This is a genomic window from Agromyces marinus (genome assembly GCF_021442325.1).
GTDB lineage: Bacteria > Actinomycetota > Actinomycetes > Actinomycetales > Microbacteriaceae > Agromyces > Agromyces marinus.
Map to the genome: position 1 here is coordinate 1,864,031 of NZ_CP087879.1, position 24,918 is coordinate 1,888,948.

The 24,918-nt window shown below is 71.6% G+C and carries 24 protein-coding genes; 5 read left to right on the top strand and 19 right to left on the bottom strand.

Translation table 11 applies throughout. From position 1 onward, the window contains the following. Positions 1 to 197: 197 nt before the first annotated feature. Both DSM26151_RS08735 and glgB read left to right on the top strand, forming a co-directional pair. Entirely contained in the window at positions 198 to 2,225 is a 2,028-nt protein-coding gene (locus DSM26151_RS08735) for a maltotransferase domain-containing protein (RefSeq protein WP_407650925.1), read from the top strand. Next, the gene (gene glgB, locus DSM26151_RS08740) at positions 2,222 to 4,438 is read left to right on the top strand and encodes a 1,4-alpha-glucan branching protein GlgB (protein WP_234659184.1); all 2,217 of its coding nucleotides are present in this window, start codon (positions 2,222 to 2,224) and stop codon (positions 4,436 to 4,438) included. Before DSM26151_RS08735 ends, glgB begins: the two co-directional genes overlap by 4 nt. Positions 4,439 to 4,511: 73 nt before the next feature. On the opposite strand, the gene DSM26151_RS08745 is transcribed toward glgB, so the two are convergent. Continuing rightward, positions 4,512 to 5,465 carry a tetratricopeptide repeat protein gene (locus tag DSM26151_RS08745; RefSeq protein WP_234659185.1) on the bottom strand — a complete coding sequence of 318 codons (954 nt, stop codon included), beginning with the start codon at positions 5,463 to 5,465 and terminating at the stop codon, positions 4,512 to 4,514. Next, positions 5,462 to 7,333 carry a hypothetical protein gene (locus DSM26151_RS08750; RefSeq protein WP_234659186.1) on the bottom strand — a complete coding sequence of 624 codons (1,872 nt, stop codon included), beginning with the start codon at positions 7,331 to 7,333 and terminating at the stop codon, positions 5,462 to 5,464. Before DSM26151_RS08750 ends, DSM26151_RS08745 begins: the two co-directional genes overlap by 4 nt. Before the next feature lie 197 nt (positions 7,334 to 7,530). On the opposite strand from DSM26151_RS08750, the gene DSM26151_RS08755 reads away from it, so the two are divergent. Further along, positions 7,531 to 9,138, top strand: coding sequence for a DivIVA domain-containing protein (locus tag DSM26151_RS08755; protein WP_234659187.1), 1,608 nt, complete (start codon positions 7,531 to 7,533; stop codon positions 9,136 to 9,138). A gap of 23 nt (positions 9,139 to 9,161) precedes the next feature. Further along, positions 9,162 to 10,226 carry an AI-2E family transporter gene (locus tag DSM26151_RS08760; RefSeq protein WP_234659188.1) on the top strand — a complete coding sequence of 355 codons (1,065 nt, stop codon included), beginning with the start codon at positions 9,162 to 9,164 and terminating at the stop codon, positions 10,224 to 10,226. A gap of 21 nt (positions 10,227 to 10,247) precedes the next feature. On the opposite strand, the gene DSM26151_RS08765 is transcribed toward DSM26151_RS08760, so the two are convergent. The 9 genes from DSM26151_RS08765 to rpsB all read right to left on the bottom strand — a co-directional run bounded on the left by DSM26151_RS08765 (position 10,248) and on the right by rpsB (position 16,972). Beyond that, positions 10,248 to 10,979 (bottom strand): alpha/beta hydrolase, encoded by a 732-nt coding sequence (locus DSM26151_RS08765; protein WP_234661850.1) that lies wholly within the window; start codon positions 10,977 to 10,979, stop codon positions 10,248 to 10,250. A gap of 11 nt (positions 10,980 to 10,990) precedes the next feature. Beyond that, positions 10,991 to 11,299 (bottom strand): hypothetical protein, encoded by a 309-nt coding sequence (locus tag DSM26151_RS08770; protein ID WP_234659189.1) that lies wholly within the window; start codon positions 11,297 to 11,299, stop codon positions 10,991 to 10,993. 62 nt (positions 11,300 to 11,361) lie between these two features. Then, positions 11,362 to 12,150 carry an aggregation-promoting factor C-terminal-like domain-containing protein gene (locus DSM26151_RS08775; protein WP_326491014.1) on the bottom strand — a complete coding sequence of 263 codons (789 nt, stop codon included), beginning with the start codon at positions 12,148 to 12,150 and terminating at the stop codon, positions 11,362 to 11,364. Beyond that, positions 12,147 to 12,701, bottom strand: coding sequence for a DivIVA domain-containing protein (locus tag DSM26151_RS08780; protein WP_234659190.1), 555 nt, complete (start codon positions 12,699 to 12,701; stop codon positions 12,147 to 12,149). The genes DSM26151_RS08775 and DSM26151_RS08780 overlap by 4 nt, the downstream gene beginning before the upstream one ends. 40 nt (positions 12,702 to 12,741) lie before the next feature. Next, entirely contained in the window at positions 12,742 to 13,725 is a 984-nt protein-coding gene (locus tag DSM26151_RS08785) for a phosphatidate cytidylyltransferase (protein WP_234659191.1), read from the bottom strand. 8 nt (positions 13,726 to 13,733) lie between these two features. After that, a complete protein-coding gene (gene frr, locus DSM26151_RS08790) occupies positions 13,734 to 14,288 on the bottom strand; it encodes a ribosome recycling factor (protein ID WP_234659192.1) in 555 nt (184 codons plus the stop codon). A gap of 30 nt (positions 14,289 to 14,318) precedes the next feature. Then, entirely contained in the window at positions 14,319 to 15,050 is a 732-nt protein-coding gene (gene pyrH / locus DSM26151_RS08795) for a UMP kinase (protein WP_234659193.1), read from the bottom strand. Between the two features lie 155 nt (positions 15,051 to 15,205). Then, complete coding sequence (tsf, locus tag DSM26151_RS08800; protein WP_234659194.1) at positions 15,206 to 16,036, bottom strand: translation elongation factor Ts; 831 nt, start codon at positions 16,034 to 16,036, stop codon at positions 15,206 to 15,208. A 48-nt stretch (positions 16,037 to 16,084) separates the two neighbouring features. Further along, a complete protein-coding gene (gene rpsB / locus DSM26151_RS08805; protein ID WP_234659195.1) occupies positions 16,085 to 16,972 on the bottom strand; it encodes a 30S ribosomal protein S2 in 888 nt (295 codons plus the stop codon). Between the two features lie 281 nt (positions 16,973 to 17,253). Between rpsB and DSM26151_RS08810 the strand changes: the two genes are divergently transcribed. Beyond that, positions 17,254 to 17,847 carry a murein hydrolase activator EnvC family protein gene (locus tag DSM26151_RS08810; protein WP_234659196.1) on the top strand — a complete coding sequence of 198 codons (594 nt, stop codon included), beginning with the start codon at positions 17,254 to 17,256 and terminating at the stop codon, positions 17,845 to 17,847. 12 nt (positions 17,848 to 17,859) lie between these two features. On the opposite strand, the gene DSM26151_RS08815 is transcribed toward DSM26151_RS08810, so the two are convergent. From DSM26151_RS08815 to lepB, 8 genes are all read right to left on the bottom strand, one after another. After that, positions 17,860 to 18,849 (bottom strand): tyrosine recombinase XerC, encoded by a 990-nt coding sequence (locus DSM26151_RS08815; RefSeq protein ID WP_234659197.1) that lies wholly within the window; start codon positions 18,847 to 18,849, stop codon positions 17,860 to 17,862. Then, entirely contained in the window at positions 18,842 to 19,762 is a 921-nt protein-coding gene (locus DSM26151_RS08820) for a phosphodiesterase (protein WP_234659198.1), read from the bottom strand. Before DSM26151_RS08820 ends, DSM26151_RS08815 begins: the two co-directional genes overlap by 8 nt. Positions 19,763 to 19,811: 49 nt before the next feature. Continuing rightward, positions 19,812 to 21,068, bottom strand: coding sequence for a DNA-processing protein DprA (gene dprA / locus DSM26151_RS08825; protein WP_234659199.1), 1,257 nt, complete (start codon positions 21,066 to 21,068; stop codon positions 19,812 to 19,814). After that, positions 21,065 to 22,627, bottom strand: a complete 1,563-nt coding sequence (locus DSM26151_RS08830) for a YifB family Mg chelatase-like AAA ATPase (protein ID WP_234659200.1) — start codon at positions 22,625 to 22,627, stop codon at positions 21,065 to 21,067. The genes dprA and DSM26151_RS08830 overlap by 4 nt, the downstream gene beginning before the upstream one ends. Continuing rightward, a complete protein-coding gene (locus tag DSM26151_RS08835) occupies positions 22,627 to 22,983 on the bottom strand; it encodes a YraN family protein (protein ID WP_234659201.1) in 357 nt (118 codons plus the stop codon). The genes DSM26151_RS08830 and DSM26151_RS08835 overlap by 1 nt, the downstream gene beginning before the upstream one ends. Before the next feature lie 136 nt (positions 22,984 to 23,119). Next, positions 23,120 to 23,443 (bottom strand): DUF2469 family protein, encoded by a 324-nt coding sequence (locus DSM26151_RS08840; protein WP_155052215.1) that lies wholly within the window; start codon positions 23,441 to 23,443, stop codon positions 23,120 to 23,122. Between the two features lie 6 nt (positions 23,444 to 23,449). Then, a complete protein-coding gene (locus DSM26151_RS08845) occupies positions 23,450 to 24,136 on the bottom strand; it encodes a ribonuclease HII (RefSeq protein ID WP_234659202.1) in 687 nt (228 codons plus the stop codon). 1 nt (position 24,137) lies between these two features. Beyond that, positions 24,138 to 24,884, bottom strand: coding sequence for a signal peptidase I (lepB, locus tag DSM26151_RS08850; RefSeq protein WP_234659203.1), 747 nt, complete (start codon positions 24,882 to 24,884; stop codon positions 24,138 to 24,140). Positions 24,885 to 24,918 lie beyond the last annotated feature (34 nt).

Genomic DNA, 24,918 nt, shown 5'->3' on the forward strand with positions numbered 1-24,918 from the left:
GCGCGACGTGCACGAAGTGGCGCAACGGCGACGCGCACGAAGTGGCGCAAGGCGACGTGCACGAGGTGGCGCAAAGGCGACGCGCGCGAGGTGGCGCAAAGGCGACGCACACGAGGCGGCGCAATCGGGCCGCGCGGATCGGCAGGGACCGCGCCCACGACCTGCCGCTCGCGCCGCATCCCCGCTACGGTCGGAACGTGACACGTCGCCCCGCACCTGCCGGCCGTATCCCCGTGACCCGGCTCACGCCCGCCACGCCCGATCCGCGCTGGAACGCGAAGGCGTTCGCCGGGGAGGTCGTGCCGTTCGGTGCGACCGTATTCCGTGAGGGGCATGATCGGGTCGGCGCGATGCTCGTGCTCACGGGCCCGGGCGGTACGACGCAGCGGCACCGCATGCTCGCCGGTGCGCCGGGCACCGACCGGTGGGAGGCTCAGGTGCGCCTCGACGAGGTCGGCGTGTGGCGCTGGCACGTGACCGGGTTCGGCGACGAGATCGCCACGTGGGCGCACGACGCCGCGGTCAAGGTCGATGCGGGCGTCGACGTCGACCTCATGTACGAGATCGGCGCACGCCTCGCCGAACGCGCCGCCGCCGAGACCGACCGGACCGCCGCCGTCCGGAAACGGCTGGCCGCGTGGGCGGCGGCACTGAGGGAGACGGATGCCGCGGCATCCGCTCGACGGGCCTTGATCGACGATCCCGTCCTGGCCGAATTCGATGCGCGCCCGCTCGCGCGCCTCACGACCGATTCCGATGAGCACGAGTTCGTCGTCGAGCGCCGCCGCGCGGGCGTCGGCTCCTGGTACGAGTTCTTCCCCCGCTCCGAGGGCGCCAGAAAGCTCAAGGACGGCTCGTGGAAGTCGGGCACATTCCGCACCGCGCAGAAGCGGCTCGACGGCATCGCCGCGATGGGCTTCGACGTGGTCTACCTGCCGCCGATCCACCCCATCGGCCGCACCCACCGCAAGGGGCCGAACAACACCCTGAACGCCGGGCCGGGCGACCCCGGCTCGCCGTGGGCGATCGGCGGCGCCCTCGCCGACGGCACGGCCGGTGGCCACGACGCCGTGCACCCCGACCTCGGCACGCTCGCCGACTTCCGTGCGTTCGTTCGCCGCGCGACCGCGCTCGGCATCGAGGTCGCCCTCGACCTCGCCCTGCAGGCCTCTCCCGACCACCCGTGGGTGACCGAGCACCCCGAATGGTTCACGACCCTGCCCGACGGCACGATCGCCTACGCCGAGAACCCGCCGAAGAAGTACCAGGACATCTACCCGATCGACTTCGACCAGGACTTCGAGGGGCTTCTCGCCGAGGTGACCCGCATCGTGCGCCACTGGATGAAGCAGGGCGTGCGCATCTTCCGCGTCGACAACCCGCACACCAAGCCGCTCATGTTCTGGGAACGACTCATCGGCGACATCAACGCCACCGACCCCGACGTGGTGTTCCTCGCCGAGGCGTTCACCCGCCCTGCGATGATGCAGGCACTCGCGATGGTCGGCTTCCAGCAGTCGTACTCGTACTTCACCTGGCGCAACACGAAGGCCGAGCTCGAGGAGTTCCTCACGAGCGTCACGCGCGAGACCGCGGACTTCATGCGGCCCAACCTGTTCGTGAACACCCCCGACATCCTCACCGAGTACCTCCAGTTCGGCGGGCCGGCCGCGTTCACCGTGCGCGCCACGATCGCCGCGACCGCGGGCGCCACCTGGGGCGTCTACTCGGGCTTCGAACTCTTCGAGTCCGTCGCCCGACCCGGCGCCGAAGAGGCGATCGACAACGAGAAGTACGAGGTCAAGCCGCGCGACTTCGCGAAGGCCGAAGCGGATGGCGCGTCGCTCGCGCTCTACCTCGGCATCCTGAACCGCATCCGCGCCGAGCATCCCGCACTGGGGCAGCTGCGCAACCTCGCGTTCCACTGGAGCGACGACGACTCCGTGCTGGTCTACTCCAAGCACCTCGAGAGCCGGTTCATCGACGGGCGCGCCGACGACGAGCACGACACGATCCTCGTCGTCGCGAACGTCGACTCCCACTCCGTGCGCGAGACGACCGTGCACCTCGACCTCGCCGCGATCGACCTGCCCGAGGGCGCTTCCTTCGAGGTCGAGGACCTCGTGACCGGCGAGCGTTGGACGTGGGGCGAGCACAACTACGTGCGCCTCGACGCGTTCACCCAGCCGGTGCACGTCCTCCGCGTGATCCGAGGTGCGCGATGACCGCCGAAGTGACCCCCGCGACCCCGCCGGCCGTCCCCGACGACGTGCTCCGCGCGGTCGCGGAGGGCCGCCACCACGACCCGCACGCTGTGCTCGGCCAGCACGGATTCGACGTCGCCGGCGAAGCCGGCACGCACACCGTCATCCGCGTGCGACGGCCGCTCGCGGCATCCGTCTTCACCCTGCTCGACGACGGAACCGAGCTGCCCCTCGGGCACGTCGCGCACGGCATCTGGGCGGGCGCCGGCAGGTTCGGCCCCACCGGGTACCGGGTGCTCGCGAGGTACCCCGACGGCACGGAGTGGACGGCCGACGACCCGTACCGGTTCGCGCCGACCATCGGCGACCTCGACCTGCACCTCATCGACGAGGGCCGCCACGAGGAGCTCTGGCGCGTGCTCGGCGCCCACCGCCGCGAGCACGACTCCCCCGCCGGACGCATCCACGGCGTCGCCTTCACGGTGTGGGCGCCGCGCGCCCGGGCCGTGCGCGTCGTCGGCGACTTCAACCGCTGGGACGGCGCCGGGCATGCGATGCGCTCGATGGGCGCGAGCGGCGTGTGGGAGCTGTTCGTGCCGGGCGTCGAGGCCGGCACGGCGTACAAGTTCGAGATCCACACCGCCACCGGCGACTGGCTCGTCAAGGCCGACCCCATGGCGCGCCGGGCCGAGATCGCCCCCGCGACGGCGTCGATCGTCGAGTCGAGCACGTACGAGTGGGGCGACGGCGAGTGGATGTCGCGGCGAGCCGCCGCGAACCCGCACGAGTTGCCGATGAGCGTCTACGAACTCCACGTCGGCTCGTGGCGACCCGGCAAGGGCTACCGCGACATCGCCGACGAACTCATCGAGTACGTGCAGTGGCTCGGATACACGCACGTCGAGTTCCTGCCCCTCGCCGAGCACCCGTTCGGCGGGTCGTGGGGGTACCAGGTCACCGGCTACTACGCCGCGACCAGCCGCTTCGGCTCACCCGACGACCTCAGGCACCTCATCGACCGCCTCCACCGGGCGGGCATCGGCGTCATCATGGACTGGGTGCCCGGCCACTTCCCGAAGGACGACTGGGCCCTCGCCCGCTTCGACGGCGAACCGCTCTACGAGCACGCCGACCCGCGGCGCGGCGAACAGCAGGACTGGGGCACGCTCGTCTTCGACTACGGCAACCCGCGCGTGCGGAACTTCCTCGTCGCGAACGCCCTGTTCTGGCTGGAGGAGATGCACGTCGACGGACTGCGGGTCGACGCCGTGGCATCCATGCTCTACCTCGACTACTCGCGCGAGGACGGCGAGTGGGCGCCCAACGTGCACGGCGGCCGCGAGCACCTCGAGGCGATCGCATTCCTGCAGGAGACGACCGCGACCGCGTACAAGCGCAACCCCGGCATCGTCGTCATCGCCGAGGAGTCGACCTCGTGGCCCGGCGTCACCGCCCCGACCGAGTCGGGCGGCCTCGGGTTCGGCTACAAGTGGAACATGGGGTGGATGCACGACACCCTGCAGTACGTCCAGCGCGACCCCGTGCACCGTGCGCACCACCACGGCGAACTCACGTTCTCGTTCCAGTACGCGTTCAGCGAGCACTTCATCCTGCCGATCAGCCACGACGAGGTCGTGCACGGCAAGGGGTCGCTCGTGCGCAAGATGCCCGGCGACCACTGGCAGCAACTCGCGACCACGCGCGCCTACCTCGCGTTCATGTGGGCGCACCCCGGCAAGCAACTGCTGTTCATGGGGCAGGAGTTCGGGCAGCTCTCCGAATGGAGCGAAGAGCGCGGCCTCGACTGGTGGATCCTCGACCAGCCGAGCCACCGGCAGCTCGCCGAACTCGTCGGAACGCTGAACCGCACCTACCGTGCGATGCCGGCGCTGTGGCAGCTCGACGACGACTCCGACGGGTTCGACTGGGTCGAGGGCGGCGCCGCCGACCGGAACGTCATCGCCTTCCTCCGCTACGACCGCGAGCGGCGGCCCCTGCTGTGCGTCGTGAACTTCGCCGGGCGCCCGCACGAAGGCGTGCGGCTCGGCCTGCCGTTCGCGGGGCGCTGGCGCGAGGTGCTCAACACGGATGCCGCGGAGTTCGGCGGCTCGGGCGTGGGCAACCTCGGCGGGGTGGATGCAACGGGCGAGCCGTGGTCGGGCAAGCCCGCGTCGGCGGTGTTCACCCTGCCGCCGCTCGGCGCGCTGTGGTTCGCACCGGACGCAGCGGGCTGAGCGGACCGCTCAGGTCACCGGCGACTCGGTACGGCAGCAACGCGGTACGGCAGCAACGCGGTACGGCAGCGACTCAGTACAGCAGCGACGCCAGGCGTCCGCGCGCCGCACCGACGCGAGCGTCATCGACGCCCACGACCAGGAACAGCTCGAGCAGGCGCTCGCGCACGAGGTTCTTCCCGTCGGCGTCGAGCGTGGGGAACAGGTCGAGCAGGCGTTCGAACGCGTCCTCGACATGACCGCCGGACAGATCGAGATCGGCGACGTCGAGCTGCGCGGCGAGCACGCCCGGCTCCGACGCCGCACGATTCCGGATCTCGTCGAGGGTCTTGCCCTGCAGCCGTCCGAGCAGGTTGGCCTGCGCGAGACCGGCCACCGCGAGCTCGTCGCGGGGGTCCTGCGCGATCGCGGTCCGGTACGCGGATGCCGCGGCCTCGTAGTCGCCACGGCTGATCGCGTCGAACGCCTCCTGGTGCAACGGCGGCAACGGCTCCTCCGCCGGCGCCTCGTCGGCGGCGTCGCCGCCGGACTCCCCCTCGGGCGCGGGCACACGGCCCGTCACCCCGTTGCGCTCGGCGACCTCGAGGAGCTGGTCGAAGACCTGGTCGATGACCTCGTCGGGCTGCACGCCCTGGAAGAGCGGCACGGGCTGGCCGGCGACGAGCGCGACGACGGTCGGGATGGCCTGCGCCTGCAGCGCCTGGACGAGCTGCGGGCTGCGGTCGGCGTCGGCCGGGGCGAGCACGAGTCGTCCTTCGCGGGCGTTCACGAGCTTCTCGAGCGATGCGACCAGCTGGGCCGACTGCTCGCTCCACGACGCCCACAGCGCGACCACGACGGGCACCGTGCGGGACAGCTCGACCACCTGCCCGAAGCTCTGATCGTCGACCTCGGCGACGTAGCCGCCGCCCCCGGGCGCCGCGCCCGCGGCATCCGTCGGTCGACGCTCGTCGCGGTGGACGAGCGAAGACAGGTCGATGGCACCGCGCAGGTTCGCGGGCTCGTTGGGCGGGAACGCGTTCGTCACTTGACCTCCGATGCGCCGACGAGCGACTCCGACCAGCCGAGCAGACGGATCTGCTCGTCGGACCCGACCGCGGGGACGTAGAACATGAGCTGGATTCCGATGATGCGCTGCACGCCCTTCGCGCTCTTCTCATCGAATCCCGAGAGCGCGGCGCCGGGCTGGCCCGCCTCGAAGCCGATCGTGCCGCCGTCGTTCGGCGTGACCTTCTCGGTCTGGTTGATCGACACCGTCACGAGCGCGCCCGAGTCGTTCGTCGCGAGCGCCACCGTCGGGCTGTCGCCGACGGCGTTCGAGAACGCGATGTCGGCCGTCTCAGGCAGCGCATCGGCCGTGGCCTGCTGCCCCTCGACGCCGAGCTCCTGCCGGATCACATCCCCCTCGGGGTCGAAGAACTGCGCGAACTCCGACTCGTCGCCCTTGAGGAGCACGTCGGCGTAGGCCGGTGCGACCTGCCCGGTCGGCATGACGAGCCCCTTGAACTCGGGGTTGATCGGCGGAGCGCCGATGGATGCCGGTGCGACCTCGGGCACGTCCGCGTTCGGGACGAGCGCCGTCGCGTACAACACCTTGTAGTTCTCGCGCGGAGATTCCTGCCGCATCACGAGCGCGGTGGGCGCGATCGTCTCGTCTTCGCTGTTCTTCGCGATCGTGAGCACCGTGCGCGGCCACCCGCTCGCCTGCTGCGGGAGGGTGAGGGTGAGCGGGGCTGCGGGAATCGCAGGGAGGGACGCCTGGTCGGGCAGCGACTTGCGGATCGCGTAGTTGGCCTTGCGTGCCTCGAACGCCGGACCCGTGAAGCGCTCCGCGAGGCGCTGCGCGTCCGCCGCCTGGTCGACCTCGGTCGTGAACACCGCGACCCGGCGCATGATGCGCTCCATCTGGGGCACGCTCACGGCCGGCACGACCTGGGGTGCCTCGGGCTCCGCCGTCGGCGCCGGCTCCTCGCCGGCCGGAGCCGTCTGCACGGGCGTCGCAGGCGCGGTCGTCTCGGGCGCCGAGGACAGGTCGGGCCAGTAGTCGGACGAGCATGCCGAGAGCGCGATCGCCGGCACCAGGACGACCGGCAGCAGCGCCATCCGCTTCGCCCGACCCGAACCGGACAGCGCGGACCGCTCCGAGCGCGGCGCGCGCGGGGCACGCATCAGCTTGCCCTTCGGGCCCTTCGGAAGGTTCCGGCGCGGGCCGCGCGAGCGACGATGCGCCAGGATCCCGGAGATCAGCAGGCCGACACCGACGAGGAAGAACAGCCCGCCGCCCGCCATGAGCGGGCCCGCCCACGGCGTCGCATTCTCGAGCGGCCATGCGAGGACGATGCGCCCGGGTGCCGGCTGGGTGCCATCCGAGGCGATCAGCACGGAGATGCCCTCGGGAACGTCGATGGTCGTCGTCAGGGTCCGGTCGCCGGTGAACTCGTCGAGCCAGAGGTCGCTCCCCGCGGGCGAAGCCGCGGGGTCGGGCTCCGCCTCCTCGTCGGTCGCCGGTTCATCGCTGACCGCGGGCTCCTCCGTCTGAGGCGCGGTCGGCGTGGTGTCGTCGACCGGGTTCGCCACGACGACCTCGCTCGTGAGCTCGCCCGTCTCGGCGTCGTACCCGACCGCCGTGTAGAGGTCGTCGCCGATCCACGCGGCCACATCGCCGGTGCGCCCGTAGGAGAGGTACACCGGTCCGCCCCCGGACACCGTGATCGTCTGCTTGCCGGGTTGCGCCGCCAGCACCTCCGGCGTGAGCACGGTGTAGCTCGCCTGGTTCTCGACGACCGTCCCGAGCGACACGCTGTCGGGTTCGAGGAAGACGGTCCGCTGGGCGATGCCGAAACCGACCAGGACGGCGGCAGCGGCGAACGCCAGAATGGCGAAGACGAAACGCACTCGGGGCACCTCCAGGCCGCACCATGCGGCATCCGACAAAGACACCCAACACTACCCACCGTGTCTGGGAGTCTCCTAACGGATGACTGAGCGTGCCCGCCCGCCCCGCGCGGTGCCCGCGCGCCGTATGATCGGATGCGACCCGCGCGCCCCCACACAATCCCCCAGAACGCGGGACACGGACCCCGGAGGAAGAATTGGCCGTCGAAGAGACCGAGTTCACGCAGGTGTTCCGCGGATACGACAAGGACGAGGTCGACAAGAGCATCAACCAGCTCCGTCGCGAGATCATCGCGGCGAACACCTCGACCGGCGAAGTGCAGAAGGAGAACAAGCGTCTCCTCGCACGCATCGAAGAGCTCACCGCCGAGCTCGAAGAGGTCGGCAGCCCCACCTTCTCCGGCCTCGGCACGAAGCTCGAGAACACGCTCCGCGTCGCCGAAGAGCAGTCCACCCGCCTCATCGCGCAGGCCGACATCGACGCCGAGAAGCTGCGCCGCGCCGCAGAGGACGAGTCGCACCTCATGCGGTCCGACGCGCACGAGCTCGCCGAGCGCACCCTGAGCGAAGCGCGCGCGCAGGCCAACCGCCTCCTCGAGAACGCGCGCGCCGAGGCCGACGACATGGTCGCCCGCGCGCACGAGGCCAGCGAACAGGCACGCGAGGACGCCAAGCGCGACGCAGCCTCCATCCGGGGCACCGCAGCGACCGAGGCCGCCGAGGCGCGCGCGACCGCGAAGCGCGAGTCCGCCGCGGTCGTCTCCGAAGCCGAGCGCAAGGCCGCCGAAATGCTGGTCTCGGCCAACACCGAGGCCAACGAGGCGCGCGCTGCCGCCGCCGGCCTGCAGGAGGAGACCGAGCAGACCCGCGCCGAGGTCGCGATCGAGCTCGACCAGAAGCGGGCCGAGCTCGCGAAGGAGACCGAGCAGGCACGCATCGACCTCGCTCGCGAGACCGAGCAATCCCGCCTCGACCTCGAGCGCGAGAACCGCGAGGCCCGTGCAGCCATCGAGGCCGAGATCACCGAGCGCCGCGCCACGCTCGAGCACGAACTCGAGCAGGCCCGCACCGACCTCGAGCGCGAACTCGAGGCCGAGCGCGTGAAGCTCGCCCAGGAGCGCGAGCAGGCCGTCGTCGACCTCGAGCGCGAGGCCGAGACCGCCGGCCTCAAGCTCCAGCACGAACTCGACCGCGTCCGCACCAAGCACGCCGCCGAGCTCGAGCAGATGCGCGCCGACCTGGCCCTCGAGCAGGAGCAGGCCCGCGCCGACTTCGAAGCCGAGGCGGAGCAGGCCCGCATCGACCTCGACAACCAGCTCACGTCGATGAAGAAGAAGACCACGCACGAGGTCGACCGCATGCGCCGCGAGGTCGAGCGGGCCCGGATGGACCTCGAAGCCGAGATCGCGACCAAGCGCGACGAGGCCGAGCAGGAGCTGCTCACGGCGCAACAGGACGCAGCCGAGCAGACCAAGAAGTTCCTCGACGACGCCAACACCGAACTCGCCGCCGCGGTCGCACGCGCCGACGCTGCCCGCGCCGAAGCCGAGCGCCTCGAGACCGAGGCCCGCTCCGAGATCGCCGACATCCGCGACAAGGCCGACGAGGAAGCGCGCGAGCGGATCGCCGCCGCGCACGCGCAGGCGCGCAAGCTCATCGCCGACGCCGAGGAGCGGACACGCGCACTCGTCGCCGACGCCGAGGACCGCCTCGCCCAGATTAGGATCGAGCGAGACGCCGTTGCCGGCTACTTCGAGAGCCTCCGCAGCGTGCTGACCCAGGCGGAGCAGGTGGCTGGCAAGTAGCCCGAGACGAGGGAGCGCGGTCGGTGAAGATCCAGAACGCGTTCACCCTCGCCCTCGTCGGCACGCTCGGCGTCGGAGTCGGCCTGGTCATCCTGACCGCGGTCTCCAGCCTGTCGACGATCCTCACCTACATCGGAGCAGCACTCTTCCTGGCCCTCGGCCTCGAGCCCGCCGTGAGCGGACTCGAGCGCCGGGGGCTTCCGCGTTGGGCGGCGATCCTCCTGGTCATCGTGGGCGTCGCGGCGGTCGTCGCCGCGTTGCTGCTCGCGGTCATCCCGATCATCGTCGACCAGGTCGCGCAGCTCGTCGTGCAGATCCCGCTGATCGTCCTGCAGGTCAACCGCATCGACTGGATCACCTGGTTGCAGGAGCAGTTCCCCCTGCTGAAGATCGACGAGATCAGCGAGCAGGCCGGCGCGGCGCTCACCGACTTCTTCACCAACCCCGACAAGCTGAGCGAGCTCCTCGGCGGCGTCTGGGCGGTCGCGATCGCGATCGGCAGCGGCGCGTTCGCGGTCGTCATCGTCGCCGTGCTGACCATCTACTTCACGGCGTCGCTCGATTCGATGAAGCGCGCGACCTACCAGCTCATCCCCGCCTCGCGCCGGGCTCGATTCGCCGACCTGACCGAGCAGATCACCCAGTCCGTCGGCCGCTACGTCATGGGGCAGGTCTCGCTCGCGGCCGTGAACGGATTCCTGAGCTTCACCTACCTCTCGATCATCGGCGCACCGTTCCCGGCGGTCCTCGCATTCATCGCGTTCCTGTTCTCGCTCGTCCCCCTCGTCGGAACCCTCACGGGCTCGGTCATCATCGTCCTGCTCTGCCTCATTCCCGGGCTCGGGTCACCGCTGACCGCACTCGCCGCCGGGATCTACTACCTGATCTACATGCAGGTCGAGGCATACGTGCTCTCCCCGCGCATCATGAGCCGGGCGGTCAAGGTGCCCGGTGCGCTCGTCGTCGTCGCCGCACTCGCCGGCGGCGCGCTGCTCGGCATCCTCGGCGCACTCATCGCGATCCCGGTCGCTGCGGCGACCCTGCTCATCATCAAGCAGGTCGTGATCCCACGGCAGAACGAGCGCTGACGGCAGAACGCGTGCTGAGCCTCAGGAATCCGAGACGGATGCCGCCGGCCACTCGGCCGGCATCGGCAGCGCGGAGGGGTTCACGGCCCGCACGATCTCGGTGAGCACCCGACGCGTCTGCGACTCCCCGACCCACAGGTGCCGCCCGCCCTCGACATCGATCCGCGTGAGGTTCGGCAGCCCGGCGAACCGCTCCGCAGCCTCGGCCGGCTTCAGGTAGTCGTCGTGCTCCGGGATGAGCGCCACGACCGGCACGCTCGCCGAACGCCACCGCAGCAGCTCGTCCTCGCTCGTCCGGTGCAGCGGCGGCGAGAGCAGGATCGCGCCGGCGATGCCGTGCTCGAGACCGTACTTCAGGGCGAGCTCGGTGCCGAACGACCACCCGACCAGCCACGGGGCGGGCAGGCCCCGTTCGGCGACGAACCGCATCGCAGCAGCGACATCCGCTCGTTCGCTCACCCCCTCGCCGAACCGGCCGTCGCTCGTGCCCCGCGGAGACGCCGTGCCCCGCGTGTTGAACCGCACCACCGCGAGGTCTGCGAGCGCGGGCAGCCGCGCGGCGGCCTTCCGGAGGATGTGCGAGTCCATGAATCCACCGGCGGTCGGCAGCGGATGCAGCGTCACGAGCGTCGCGACCGGCGCCCGCGTCTCGGGCACGGCCAGTTCGCCGACGAGCCGCAGCCCGTCGTCGGTTCGCAGTTCGATCTCCTCGCGGCGGGCGGGAAGGACGACGCCCGCGCGGATCTCGGTCATGGTCTCGTCGGTCACGTCGGTCCGATCCTCCAGCAGTACGTGTGCCAATGCCTGCGCGACGCCAGGTCGGCCGCTTCGCCGAGCACGCCGTCAGCCCGCCACGCCACGAGGTGTGCGACACCCGGGTCGATCTCGAGACCGCATCCCGGGCACAGGTACGCCTTGACCGCCTGCGCCTCGGACACGGGCTGGACGTTCCATTCGCGCCCTCCGCGCACCTCGGTGCGGCGCCACGCGGCCGTCAGGCGATCGACATCGAGTTCGGGATGCGGCTCGCGTGCCCGCGCGGCACGGCCACGGGAGCGGTGGGAGCGGGGCATCGCACCAGTCTACGACTCGCGGGGAACGCGGCGACGGGTGCCGAACGCGAGGGCCGTCCGGATCAGTACCAGCCGACGCTCTGCGAATGCGCCCAGGCTCCGCACGGCGCCCCGTACCGACCCTGGATGTAGCCGAGACCCCACTCGATCTGCGTGGCGGGGTTCGTCGCCCAGTCGGCGCCCGCACTGGCCATCTTGTCGCCGGGCAACGACTGCGGGATCCCGTAGGCCCCGCTCGAGGCGTTGTACGCGTTCACGCGCCATCCGCTCTCCTTGTTCCACAGGGCGACCAGGCAATCGAACTCGGTGGTCGGCCACCCGCGCGCCGCGACCGCCTGGGCGCCGTACGCCTGCGCCGAGCCCGGATCGGGCACCACCGCGGGCGGAGCCCACCCGGCAGCCGACGCGGGCTCGGGTTCCTCGGGCTTCGCCTCGACGACGTAGTCCTCGGAGGCGACCGCGACCGACGCGTAGCCGTCCGACACCTCGAGTTCCTGGGTGGCATGGCCGCCGAAGCGGTCGACCGGCGTGTACGTCGCGGTGGCGGTCGCACCCGCGTACGGGTCGACCACGTTCACCAGCAGGAAGCCGACCGATGCCGCGAACGCGAACACCACGCTCGCGGCCTGCCGCACCGGCCCGTGGACGCTCCTGCGCTGCGGAACCTGGCGCGGCGTCGCGGCGAGCGGCGTCGCGGGAAACTGGGCGACGTGCGGCTGCGGAACGGGCCGCTCCGGCGCGGTCCGCGGCACCTCGTGCCCGCCCGTTGCGCGGAGTCGGGCCTCCCGCCTCGTCATCGGCGCTTCACCGTCGCGCGCACCGAACCGGTCGCCGCCCGTGCCCCCGTTCATCGCACCGCCAGCATCACGTCGACGACCGCGTCGAGCACCAGGTCGACCTGGGCCTCGCGGTATCCGCCCCGCTGCGCCGAGAAGACGACGGTGCGCACATCGTCGATCGCGATCGGCCAACCGTCGCGGAAGTACTGGGTGAGACGGTCGGCGAAGGCGTCGACCTCGCCGACGTCGTACCCCTTCGCGAGCTTGCTGACCCGCTCGAAGCGGGCGCCCTCGGGCCGCGCGAGCCGGTTCGCGACGACCTGTGCCGTCGACCGCGCCTCGGACAGCCATGCCTCGTCACCGTGCAGGCGCGAGGCGATCTGGCGCTCGCGGAACGCGAACGCATCCTCGAGCCGCTCGAGCGCGGAATCCACGTGCGAGGTGGAGTAGCCGCCCTTCTGCATCGAGAACGCGGTCAACCGGATCCGCTCGGCGTCGAGGGGGTCGTCGTCGGGTGCCGGCCGGCCGTCGTAGGCGCGGCGGGCACGCCGGAGGAACTCCTCGACCTCGACGGTCTTGTAGCCCAGCTGATTCCTGCGGGCCCGGGGGAACGTGGCATCCACCGCACCAGTATCGCGCACGCTCACCTGATCTCGTACACCCTCAGCCGAAGAGATGGAACGCGGCGAACGCGACCGCCGCCGACGGAAGGATCGAGTCGAGCCGGTCGAGGAACCCGCCGTGGCCCGGCAGCCACGAACTCATGTCCTTGATCCCGAGGTCGCGCTTGACCAGCGACTCGGCCAGGTCGCCGAGCGTCGCCGAGAGCAGGATGGCGGCGCCGAACGCGAGCCCGAACCACCATGGCTGGCCGAGCATGAACAGGGCGGCCAGCACGCCCACGACGAGCGCCGCCGCAGCGCCGCCCGCGAAGCCCTCCCACGTCTTCTTCGGGCTGATGACCGGCGCCATCGGATGCTTGCCGAACGCGAGGCCCGAGGCGTACGCGCCGGTGTCGGCGGCCACGGCGACGAGCACGAACGCCAGCGTCCACCACTGGCCGCCGTCGGCGGCCACGAGCACGACGGCGAACGTCGCGAGGAACGTGACGTACGCCTGCACGAAGATGCCGGCGCCGAGATCGCGCGCGAGGGCGCGGCCGTCGCTGCGCGAACCTGCGGGCACCTGCTCGACGAGCCGCCAGCAGACCACGAGGGCCATGCCTGCGAGCACCGCGACGAGTTGCCCGGCCGCGCCGCCGTAGTAGGCGACCGGTACGGCGATGATCGCCACCGCCACGGTCGGGATCCTGGGGACCCGGTAGCCGCCGTGCCGGAGCGCCGACGCCAGCTCGGAACTGGAGAAGGCGGCCACGACGACCGCGAACACCATGAACAGTTCCTTGAACACGAGCAGGCTGAGCAGCAGGGCGCCGCCGAAGACCAGCCCGATCAGCACCGCCCCGAGCAGGTTCCGCCCGGTGCGCGCGTTGATCCGCTCCTGGGCCTCGTCGAAATGCGCACGGGAGACCTCGAACTGCCGCTCGAGGTCGACCCGCTTCGCGTGCAACTGCGCTCGGAGATCGTCCCGCCCCGGATGCCGCTGGTCGTCGGCGTCCGACCGGTCTCCCTCAGGGACGCCCGTCATCGTGTACCTCAGACCTCGAGGAGTTCGGCTTCCTTGCGCTTGAGCGCGTCGTCGATCTGGTCGACGTGGGACTTCGTGATCTGCTCGAGCTCCTTCTCGCCGCGAGCCACCTCGTCGTCGCCGACCTCGCCCTTGAGGGACTCGAGGTCGTCCTTGGCCTTCCGGCGGACGTTCCGGATCGAGACCCGGCCGTCCTCGGCCTTCGACTTGACGAGCTTCACGAACTCCTTGCGCCGCTCCTCGGTGAGTTCGGGCAGGGTCACTCGGATGATGTTGCCGTCGTTCGACGGGTTCGCACCCAGGTTGGGCGTGTCGCGGATCGCCTGCTCGATGTCCCTCATCGCGCCCTTGTCGTACGGGGTCACGACGAGGGTGCGGGCCTCGGGGTTCGACAGCGACGCGAGCTGCGCGAGCGGCGTCGGGGTGCCGTAGTAGCTCACCATGATCTTCTGGAACAGCTGCGGGTTCGCCCGCCCCGTCCGGACCGACGCGAAGTCGTCCTTGGCGACCTCGACGGCCTTCTGCATGCGTTCACTTGCTTCGGACAGCACATCCGCGATCACGGCGACTCCTTCTCTCGGGCTCGGGACAGTCTATCGATCGGCGGGCGTCTCGCCGTTGCTGACCACGGTGCCGATCCGCTCGCCGAGGATCGCCTTCGTCACGTTGCCCGCGGGCTCCATGCCGAACACGGTCATCGGCATGCCGTTGTCCATGCAGAGGCTGAACGCCGTCGAGTCCACGACCTTGAGTCCGCGCTGGAGCGCCTCCAGGTAGCTGATCCGGTCGATCTTGTGCGCATCGGGGTTGGTGCGCGGGTCGTCGGAGTAGACGCCGTCGACCCCGTTCTTGGCGACGAGCACCTCGTCGGCGCCGATCTCGAGCGCGCGCTGCGCGGCGACCGTGTCGGTCGAGAAGTACGGAAGACCGGCCCCGGCGCCGAAGATGACGACACGGTTCTTCTCGAGATGACGTTCGGCTCGACGCGGGATGTACGGCTCGGCGACCTGGGTCATCGAGATCGCCGACTGCACGCGCGTCTCGGCGCCGGCCTGCTCGAGGAAGTCCTGGAGGGCGAGCGCGTTCATCACGGTGCCGAGCATGCCCATGTAGTCGGCACGACCGCGGTCCATGCCGCGCTGGCTGAGTTCGGCGCCGCGGAAGAAGTTGCCCCCGCCGACCACGATCGCCACCTCGACGGTGCGTGCCGCATCGGCGATCTCGCGGGCCAGCGAGCCGACCACGTCGGGGTTGACCCCGAGCGCGCCGCCGCCGAACGCCTCACCGGAAAGCTTGAGCAGCACCCTGCGCGTGTGTTCCGTCATCCCCGACCGATCCTTCCCCTCTGGGAGTAAAGCTAGTGGTTCCGGTACGTCGGCGCAGTGCCGAACGTCCGGGCCGTGCACGGGACGCCGCGGCATCCGCACACAGCAAAGGAGCCCGGACCGCACGATCGCGGTCCGGACTCCCCTGGCACGTGTTACGCGCCGACCTTGAAGCGGGCGAAGTCGCTGACGGTCACGCCGGCGTCCTGCACGACCTTGCCGACGGACAGCTTGTTGTCCTTGGCGTAGTCCTGCTCGAGCAGTGCGACCTGCTTGAAGAACGCGCCGAGTCGACCCTCGACGATCTTCGGGAGGGCGGCCTCGGGCTTGCCCTCCTCGCGCGTGATCTGCTCGACGAGCGCACGCTCCTTCTCGACCGCCTCGGCCGGGACGTCCTCACGCGTGAGGTACTCCGGCGCCGCGAACGAGATGTGCTGCGCGATCGAACGCGCGGTCTCCGCGTCGTCACCCGCGTAGCCGAGGACCACGCCGACCTGCGGGGGCAGGTCCTTGGAGGTCTTGTGCAGGTAGATCGAGAAGTGCTCGCCCTTCACGAGGCGGACACGACGGAGCTCGACCTTCTCGCCGAGGATCGCGGCCTCGCCGTCGATGAGCTCGGCGACGGTCCCGCCCTCGGCCGGCGCGGCCAGTGCGGCCTCGACGGTCTCGGCGCGGCCCGCGGCGACGGCCGCGAGGACGCGGTCCGCCAGCCCGACGAACTTGTCGCCCTTGGCGACGAAGTCGGTCTCGCAGGCGAGCTCGATGAGGGTCGCGGTGCCGTCGCCGTTCTCGGCGGCGGCGACGAGCCCCTCGGAGGTCGAGCGGTCGGCGCGCTTCGCGTTGCCCTTGGCACCCTTGAGGCGAAGGATCTCCGTCGCCTTCTCGATGTCACCGTCGGCCTCGACGAGCGCGTTCTTGGTGTCGGTCATGCCGGTCCCGAGCTGCTCGCGGAGCGCCTTGATGTCGGCGATGCTGACGTTGGCCATGTGGAATGGACTCCCTGTCGATTCGGAGTGGGTGAGTTGGGGTGCCGATTACTCGGCGGCTGCCTCGGCGGCGGCCTCGGCGACCTCGGCCTGGACCTCGGCGCCCTCGGCCTTGGCCTCGGCCTCGGTCTCGGCGACCTTCTCGGTCTCGGCGGACGCCTGCTCCGGAGTGGTCTCGCTGCCGGCCTTGAGGAGCTCCTGCTCCCACTCGGCGAGCGGCTCGGCCTCTTCGCCCTCTTCGGGCTTCTGGTGGCGCTGGATGAGGCCTTCGGCTGCAGCGTCGGCCACGATGCGGGTGAGCAGGCTCACCGAGCGGATCGCGTCGTCGTTGCCCGGAATCGGGTACTGGACCTCGTCGGGGTCGCAGTTGGTGTCGAGGATCGCGATCACCGGGATGCCGAGCTTCTTCGCCTCGTCGATCGCGAGGTGCTCCTTCTTGGTGTCGACGACCCAGAGCGCCGAGGGCGTCTTCGAGAGGTTGCGGATGCCGCCGAGCGACTTGTGGAGCTTGTCGAGCTCGCGCTTCTTGAGGAGGAGCTCCTTCTTGGTGAAGCCCGAGGTGGTGCCCTCGAAGTCGAGCTCCTCGAGCTCCTTCATGCGAGCGAGTCGCTTGGACACGGTCTGGAAGTTGGTGAGGAGACCGCCGAGCCAACGCTGGTTGACGTAGGGCTGGCCGACGCGCGTGGCCTGCTCGGCGATGGACTCCTGCGCCTGCTTCTTGGTGCCGACGAAGAGGATGGTGCCGCCGTGGGCGACCGTCTCCTTGACGAAGTCGTACGCCTTGTCGATGTAGGCCAGCGACTGCTGCAGGTCGATGATGTAGATGCCCGAGCGCTCGGTGAAGATGAAGCGCTTCATCTTCGGGTTCCAGCGGCGGGTCTGGTGCCCGAAGTGGACGCCGCTGTCGAGCAGCTGGCGAATGGTGACGACGGCCATGGCCGTTCTCCTTCTGTTCTCAGTTCTCGCTCCGGCCGGCGGCCGGAAGCCCTGGTGCCCGGCACGGCTCCGCCGGCTCGCGATCGGATCGCGAGCGGGACTGAGTGGAGTCGGTGGCCGAATGGGCACGCGTAGTCGCCCCGACAGGCGGGACGCTGTCGGCCATGCTATCACGGCGCCGCGTGGCGACCCGTCCTCCCCCGGCCCGCAGCGGCCGTGCCGCCACCCCGGGTCATCACGAGACCGTCGAGAGCGGATGCCGCGGCGGGCACGCTCGTCGCATGTCGGACTCGTCTCGCCCCCGCCCCTCGCAGCGGCCCATCGCGGTGCGGTGCGCGGCGCCCGTCGCCGTGGTCGCCGCCGTCGCACTCGGGCCGGCGGCCGCGGCCCTCCCTGCTGCAGCCGCCCCTCCGCCGCCGCCCGCGACGGCAGCCGGATCGTTCGAACCCGCCCCGGCCGCCGAGTCGGGGTGGATCTGGCCCGTCGGGCCGCCTGTGCTCCTCGTCGAGCCGTTCCGCGCACCCGCGACGCCCTACTCGAGCGGGCACCGCGGCATCGACCTCCTCGCCCCGCAGGCGGCCGCGGTCGTGAGCCCCGCGGACGGCGTGGTCTCCTTCGCCGGGCCGGTGGCCGGGCGCGAGGTGCTCTCGATCGACCACGGCGGAGGTGTCGTCAGCGCGATCGAACCGGTCGAGAGCGGCCTCGCGGCGGGCACCGTCGTCCGCGCGGGCGAGCCGGTGGGCGTCGTCTCGAGCGGCGGGCACTGCGAGTCGCGATGCGTCCACTTCGGCGTGCGCGTGCACGGCGAGTACGTCTCGCCCCTGAACTGGCTCGGCGGCGTCCCGCGGGCGGTCCTCCTCCCCCGCGGCGGGTGAATCGCTCCCGACTCAGGCCCTCGGGTGCGCCTGACGGTAGGACTGCTTGAGCCGCTCCGCCGACACGTGCGTGTAGATCTGCGTCGTGCCGAGGCTCGCGTGACCGAGGAATTCCTGGACGGCGCGCAGGTCGGCGCCACCGTCGAGCAGGTGCGTGGCAGCGCTGTGCCGGAACGCGTGCGGACCCGCCGGTCCGGATCCCGGGAGGTCGGCGAGCAAGCCGGCGACGAGGCGGTGCACGCTCCGAACGCCGAGCCGTGCACCGCGGGCTCCCACGAACACCGCGCGCGGCGCCGGTCGCGGCGCCGCTTTCCGCTCGCCCTCCCCCGACGCCGCGGCGAGGATCGCCGGCCGCGCCCGACCGAGGTAGGCATCGAGCGCGGCGGCCGCAGGTGCACCGAACGGCACGACGCGCTCCTTGGCCCCCTTGCCGGTGACCCGCACGGTGCGGTTCCCGCGGTCGACGTCGTCCAGGTCGAGCCCGACGAGCTCGGACACGCGGAGGCCGCACGCGTAGAGCAGTTCGACGATCGCGTGGTCGCGCGACGCGATCGGGTCGCCGGAGTCCGTCCTGGCCTGCATCCGCTCCAGCAGGTCGGAGACCGCGGGTGCGGCCACGACCCGCGGGAGCGTGCGCTTCGCCCGCGGGGCGCGCAGCCGCGCGCCGGCGTCGGACGGGGTGGCCCCGGTGCGTTCGAGCCACGCGCAGAAGCCGCGTGCCGTCGCGGCCCTGCGAGCCACCGTCGCCCGGGCGAGACCGCGTTCGGTCGCCTCCCACAGCCAGTCGCGCAGCAGGTCGAGGTGGAGTCCGCCCGCTTCGACGACACCCGCGCGCTCGGCGAATCGGACCAGGTCCGCGAGGTCTCCGGCGTACGCGGCCGCGGTGTGCTCGGAGTACCCGCGCTCGATCCGCACGTGGGCCAGGTACCGATCGACCTGCGCGTCGAGGCGCCCGGCCCGCGTCGACCCGCGGGCGATCGCCTCGGAGCGCGGGTCAGCCATCCGTGATCCACTCGCGCTTGCGCGACCAGCGATCGAGTCGGCCCTCCTCGTCGAGGGCCTCGACCTCGGCGAGGAACTGCTCGCCGAAGCTCGTGATCTCAGCGAACCCGCCGACCGGGACGACCGAGGTCACGATCTCGTCGTCGAAGCAGTGCACGAGCGAGAACGAACGGCCGCCGTCGATTCCGACGAGGCAGCGCGGGGGCGCGGACAGGTCCATCGTGTAGGCCAGCGCCCCGGCGACCGAGACGGGAACCCCGGCGAACATGCCCTGCGTCGGGTAGTGCAGATGCCCGCCGAGGATCGCGCGGATGTCGCGTCCCCGGAGCACCTCGGCCAGGTCGTCCTGGCGGCGCAGCTCGAGGATGTCCATGAGGGCCAGCGGCGTGGCGATGGGCGCGTGGTGCATGGCGAGCATCGTGCCGTACCGGGCAGGCTCCGCCAGGACCTCGTCGAGCCAGTCGAGCGTTTCGGGCGGCAGGGTTCCGTGATGGTAGCCGGGCACGCTGGAGTCGACCACGACGATGCGCAGGCCCGCGATGTCGACGACGTGGTTGACGGGCCCGTCCGATCCGCCCTCCTCGCCGAGCAGGATGGTGCGGAACGGCTCGCGTTCGTCGTGGTTGCCCATGACCCAGACGATCGTGGCCCCGGTCGCCTCGGCGACGGGATCGAGGATGCCGCGGACGCGGCGGTAGGCGTCGGGCTCGCCGAGGTCGGCGATGTCGCCCGAGACGAGGATGGCGTCGAGCGCGCCGCGCATGCGCAGCAGCTGTTCGGCCGCCTGTTCGAGCTGCGCGACCGTGTCGGCACGGCCGCCGAGTGGCGCGTCGCCCGCGAGCAGGTGCGTGTCGCTCAGGTGCGCGATCACGTGGCGTGCCGCGGGATACCTGCCGAGTCGAGGGTGTTCCATGTCCACCTCCGGGGCCAGCCTAGGACCACCCTCGCCCGGTGCGACAGGGTCACCCGGTTCGTCGTCGAACCCAACCGCCCGCCGCCCGGGTCGCGAGGCCCGTCGCATCCAGCGCTCCGAGCGCGCCCCGGACCGCGCCCGAGGCCATCCCGGTCGAGCGCACGAGCTCCTCGATCGACCTGACGCGACGCATCGCCAGCGCATCGAGGACGCGCCGTTCGTCGGAGGTCAGGATCGCCAACGCCCGGTCGGTCGGGTCCGCGGACGCACTGGTCCGGACGTCGCCGTCGCCGGCGTCGCCGCCATCCGGGACGCCGACGAGCTCGGCCATCTGCGCGGCATCCGTCACGCAGACCGCGGCGTACTCGCGAAGCAGCCGATGGCATCCCGCGGAGGCCGGGCTCGTGACCGGACCGGGGACCGCTCCGAGCGCACGACCGAGGGTCGCCGCGTGCCCGGCGGTGTTGAGCGACCCCGACCGGAGCCCCGCCTCGATCACGACGGTCGCGGTCGCGACCGCAGCGATCATCCGGTTCCGCTGGAGGAACCTCCACCGGGTCGGCGCGGCACCGCACGGCAGCTCCGAGACGACCGCGCCGGTTTCGGCGATGCGGCCGAGCAGCCCCTCGTGGCCCGCCGGGTAGAAGCGGTCGATGCCGCCCGCGAGGTACGCGACCGTGGTGCCGCCGGACGCGAGCGTCGACCGGTGCGCCGCACCGTCGATGCCGTACGCCCCGCCCGACACGACCGTGAAGCCCCGGTCGGCGAGCCCTGCTGCCGCATCGACGGCGACGTGCTCGCCGTACCCGGTCGCGGCCCTCGCACCAACGAGGGCGATCGAGGCTCGCGCGGCGAGCGCCGCGGGCCTGCCTCGAACCCACAGCCCGTGCGGCGCGTGGGCGCCGAGGTCGTCGAGGCCGACGGGCCAGGCCTGGTCCCCTGGCAGCACGAGTCGCGCACCCACGCGCGCCGCCTGCGCGACCGAGCGGGCGATCGCGTCGAGGTCGAGCCGCGGCATCCACCGGCCGAGCCCGGCCGCGAGCTCGCGCGCACTCGGCGCACCCTCGCCCGATGCTCCGACCCGGTCGGCGAGTTCGCCGGCAGACGTTCCGGCGAGGAGCGCCGCGGCGGCCGCCTCCGCACCCAGGATCTCCGCAACGCGACCGAGCACCCCGTCACCGGGCTCGGAGACGAAGCCGAGAACGACGGCCGCCGTCGCCTGCGTGCCGGGCTGCGGTCGTACTCGACCGAGATCGGCCCCGATGCGCGCCGCCAGCGCGGCCGTCGACGTCATCGGCCCGGTCATGCGGCCACCGTCCCGGTGCGCAGGGCGAGGGCCTGCCCGACGTGCTGCGACGTCGGCCTCGACGCGCCCTCGAGGTCGGCGACGGTCCACGCGACCTTGAGCACGCGGTCGTAGCCGCGCATCGTGACGCGTCCGCGCTCGAGCGCGTGATCCAGGCTCGCGGTCGCCCTGGAGCCCGGATGCAACCCGCCCTCCCCGCGCAGCCACGGACCGGGCATCTCGGCATTGGTCCGCCACGGCGTGCCCTCGAGTCGCCGGGCCGCGCGCTCGCGGGCCTCGACGACCCGGAGCCGGGCGCTCGCGGTGCTCGGCGCCGGAACGAAGTCCGGCTGGTGCTGCATGCGCAGTTGCGCGGGCGTCACCCGGGGCACCCAGAGCCTGAGATCGACCCGGTCCAGCAGCGGCCCGGATATCCGCGCGAAGTACCGCCGTTTCGTCGCAGGCGGGCAGGCGCACGGCTCGTGGGGGTCGTCGCTGCCGCCGCACGGGCACGGGTTCGCGGCCAGGGCGAGCTGGAACCGCGCCGGGAACGCCGCGACGGCGTGCGCCCGATGGATGCTGATCTCGCCCGACTCGAGCGGTTGCCGGAGCGCGTCGAGCACCGCCGACGGGAACTCCGGCGCCTCGTCGAGGAACAGCACGCCGTGCGAGGCACGGGCCGCGGCGCCGGGGCGGATGACCCGGCTGCCGCCCCCGACCATCGCCGCCGCGCTCGTCGTGTGGTGCGGCGCCTCGAAGGGCGGCCGCACGGGGAGCGACCGCTCGACGACGTGACCGCTGAGCGAGCGGAGCGAGGCGACCTCGAGCGCCGCGTCCGGCGCGAGGTCCGGCAGGAGTCCGGGCAGGCGCGAGGCGAGCATCGTCTTGCCCGCTCCCGGCGGGCCGACGAACAACACGTGGTGCCCGCCCGCGGCGGCGATCATGAGCGCCTCGACCGCGTCGTCGTTGCCGACGACGTCGGACAGGTCGCCGGCGGGCGCCGTGGATCCCTCGGCCGAAGCGGATGCCCGCGCGATCGGCTCGACCGCCTCGGGCGCGTCGTCGACCTCGCCGCCGTGCCAGCGGACGGCGTCGCGGAGCGATGCGACGGCGACCACCTCGATCCCGGGCACGAGCGCGGCCTCGGCGCCGTTCGCGGCCGGCACCATGACCCGCTCCCACCCGGCGCGGGCCGCGGCGAGGACGGCGGGCAGCACGCCGTGCGTCGGCCGGAGCCGCCCGTCGAGCCCGAGTTCGCCGAGGTGGACGCAGCCCGCCACCGATTCCGGGTCGACGCTCCCGGCCGCCGCCAGGCAGGCGAGCCCGATCGCGAGGTCGAACGCCGATCCGTGCTTGGGCAGCGCGGCCGGCGAGAGGTTCACGGTGAGGCGTCGGGCCGGCAGCGGGCATCCGGCGTTGGTCGCCGCCGAGCGCACGCGTTCGCGCGACTCGCCGAGCGCGGCATCCGGCAGGCCGATGATCGCGAACGCCGGCAGTCCGCTCGAGAGGTCTGCCTCGACGTGCACCATCGAACCGGCGAGCCCGACGAGCGCGACCGACGCGGTGCGTGCGACGGGCATCAGCCGATCCCCTCGAGGTGCTCGACGATCGCGGGCGCGTCGGCGGGTGCGTGCACGGCGACGGCGTCGATGCGGATGCGACCGGCCGGCGACCCGTTCGCCTCGCACCACGCGAGGGCGAGCCGTCGCAGCCGAGCGAGCTTGCGCGGGGTGATCGCCTCGAACGGGTGCCCGAAACCGGACCCCGCGCGGGTCTTCACCTCGACGAACACGAGGGTGGGGCCGTCGCGCAGCACGAGGTCGAGCTCACCGTGTCTGCAGCGCCAGTTCCGGTCGAGCACGCGCATGCCGCGGGCCTCGAGGTGATCGGCCGCGAGCTGTTCGCCTCGCCGACCGAGGTCGATGTGGTGTGCCATGCGCACAGGCTTCCGGGCGACCGCGCACCGGGATCGGCGCACCACGGCATCCGTTCACGCGACGGCGACCCGCTGCCCTGTTGAGGACGGGTGGGCCGGCTCGCGGGCGGCCCGGGCGCACGGGCCGAGGCGGGTGCTACTCCTCGAGTGCGAGGTCCTTGGGCAGTTCGAACTCGCGCGTGGCGAGCTCCTCGACGTTCACGTCCTTGAAGGTCAGCACCCGGACCGACTTCACGAAGCGGTCGGCGCGGTAGACGTCCCAGACCCAGACGTCCTTCATCGAGAGCTCGAAGTAGAAGTCGTGCTCGGTGTCGCGACGCACGAGTTCCACCTCGTTCGCGAGGTAGAACCGGCGCTCGGTCTCGACCACGTACTTGAACTGCGACACGATGTCGCGGTACTCGCGGTAGAGCGCGAGTTCCACTTCGCGGTCATAGTCGTCGAACTCGTCTTCATCCATCGTGGTTCATCCTACTTCGAGGTCGAACAGCGACGGCGCCGGTTCGGGGGCGCGGTCGTGCAGCCAGGTGCGCCGATGCAGGTCGCTCGGGCCGTGCTCGGCGAGCGCGGCGAAGTGGGCGCGGCTGGAGTAGCCCTTGTTCTCGTCCCAGTGGTAGAGGGGGGTCGCCTCATGCGCGCGGCGCATGGCCCGGTCGCGGTGGACCTTGGCGATGACGGATGCCGCGGAGACCGACGCGCAGTCGCGGTCGGCCTTGATCCGGGTGATCACCCGGGCGCGATGCTCGATGCGTGCGCTCAGCCAATCGTGGTTGCCGTCGAGCAGGAGCGGGGCGCCGGACACGAGGCCGGAATCGATCCCGAGCGCGGCGAAGGCCCGGGCACCGGCCATGCCGAGGCAGGCCATGATGCCGTGGCGGTCGATCTCCTCGGCGGTGGCCTCGCCGACCGCTGAGGCGAGCACCCAGGCCGACGCGCGCGGCGCGAGCAGTTCGCGCTTGGGTTCGGGCAGCAGCTTGGAGTCGCGCAGGCCCGCCGGCATCCGCTTCACGCTCGCATCGATGACGACCATGCCGACCGCGACCGGTCCGGCGAGCGCCCCTCGTCCGACCTCGTCGCACGCGAGCACGACCGGTGCGCCCCCCGCGAGCAGGTCTCGTTCGAGCTTGAGCGTCGGCACGCCGGCCGGGCTCACCTCAGCCGGTCCCCTCGTCGACGCCGGCGAACACCTGCGGGTAGTTGTCGAGCCACGCCCAGTTCGAGATCGGCCAGCTCACGACGACCGCGCGGCCGACGACGTTCTCGATCGGCACGAAGCCCTCGAGCGGCGTTCCGGTGTTGTAGCGGGAGTCCTTCGAGTTGTACCGGTTGTCGCCCATGACCCACAGCGAGTCCTCCGGCACGGTGACCTCGAAATCGTCGCGGGAGACCTTGGTGTCGCCGGGCGGCAGCACGACGTAGGGCTCGTCGAGCGGGATGCCGTTGACGCTCATCTGGCCGAGGGCGTTGCAGCACTCGACGTGATCGCCGGGCAGGCCGACCACCCGCTTGACGAGGTGGTCGTTGGAGTCGGACGCGGACAGCCCGACGAAGGTCAGGAACCCGTCGATGACCGCGATGAGCGGCGGCTTGGCCTCGTCGGCGCGCGCGGGCAGCCACCCGCCCGGGTCGCGGAACACGACGACGTCGCCGTGCTCGATCGATGCGACCTCGGGCACCAGCTGGTTGACGATGATGCGGTCGTCGCGCATCAGCGTCTGCTCCATCGAGGCGGACGGGATGAAGAACGACCGGATCAGGAACGTCTTGATGAGGAACGAGACGAGCACGGCGACCAGGAAGATCACCACCAGGTCGCGCAGGAACAGCAGCGCGCTCTTGCGGCGCGACGCTGCTCCGGATTCGGCGCGATCCTCGCGCTCGGTACGTGTGTCTTCTGTCATTGAAATGGCTCGAGCTCCCCGCCCCAGTCTAGGG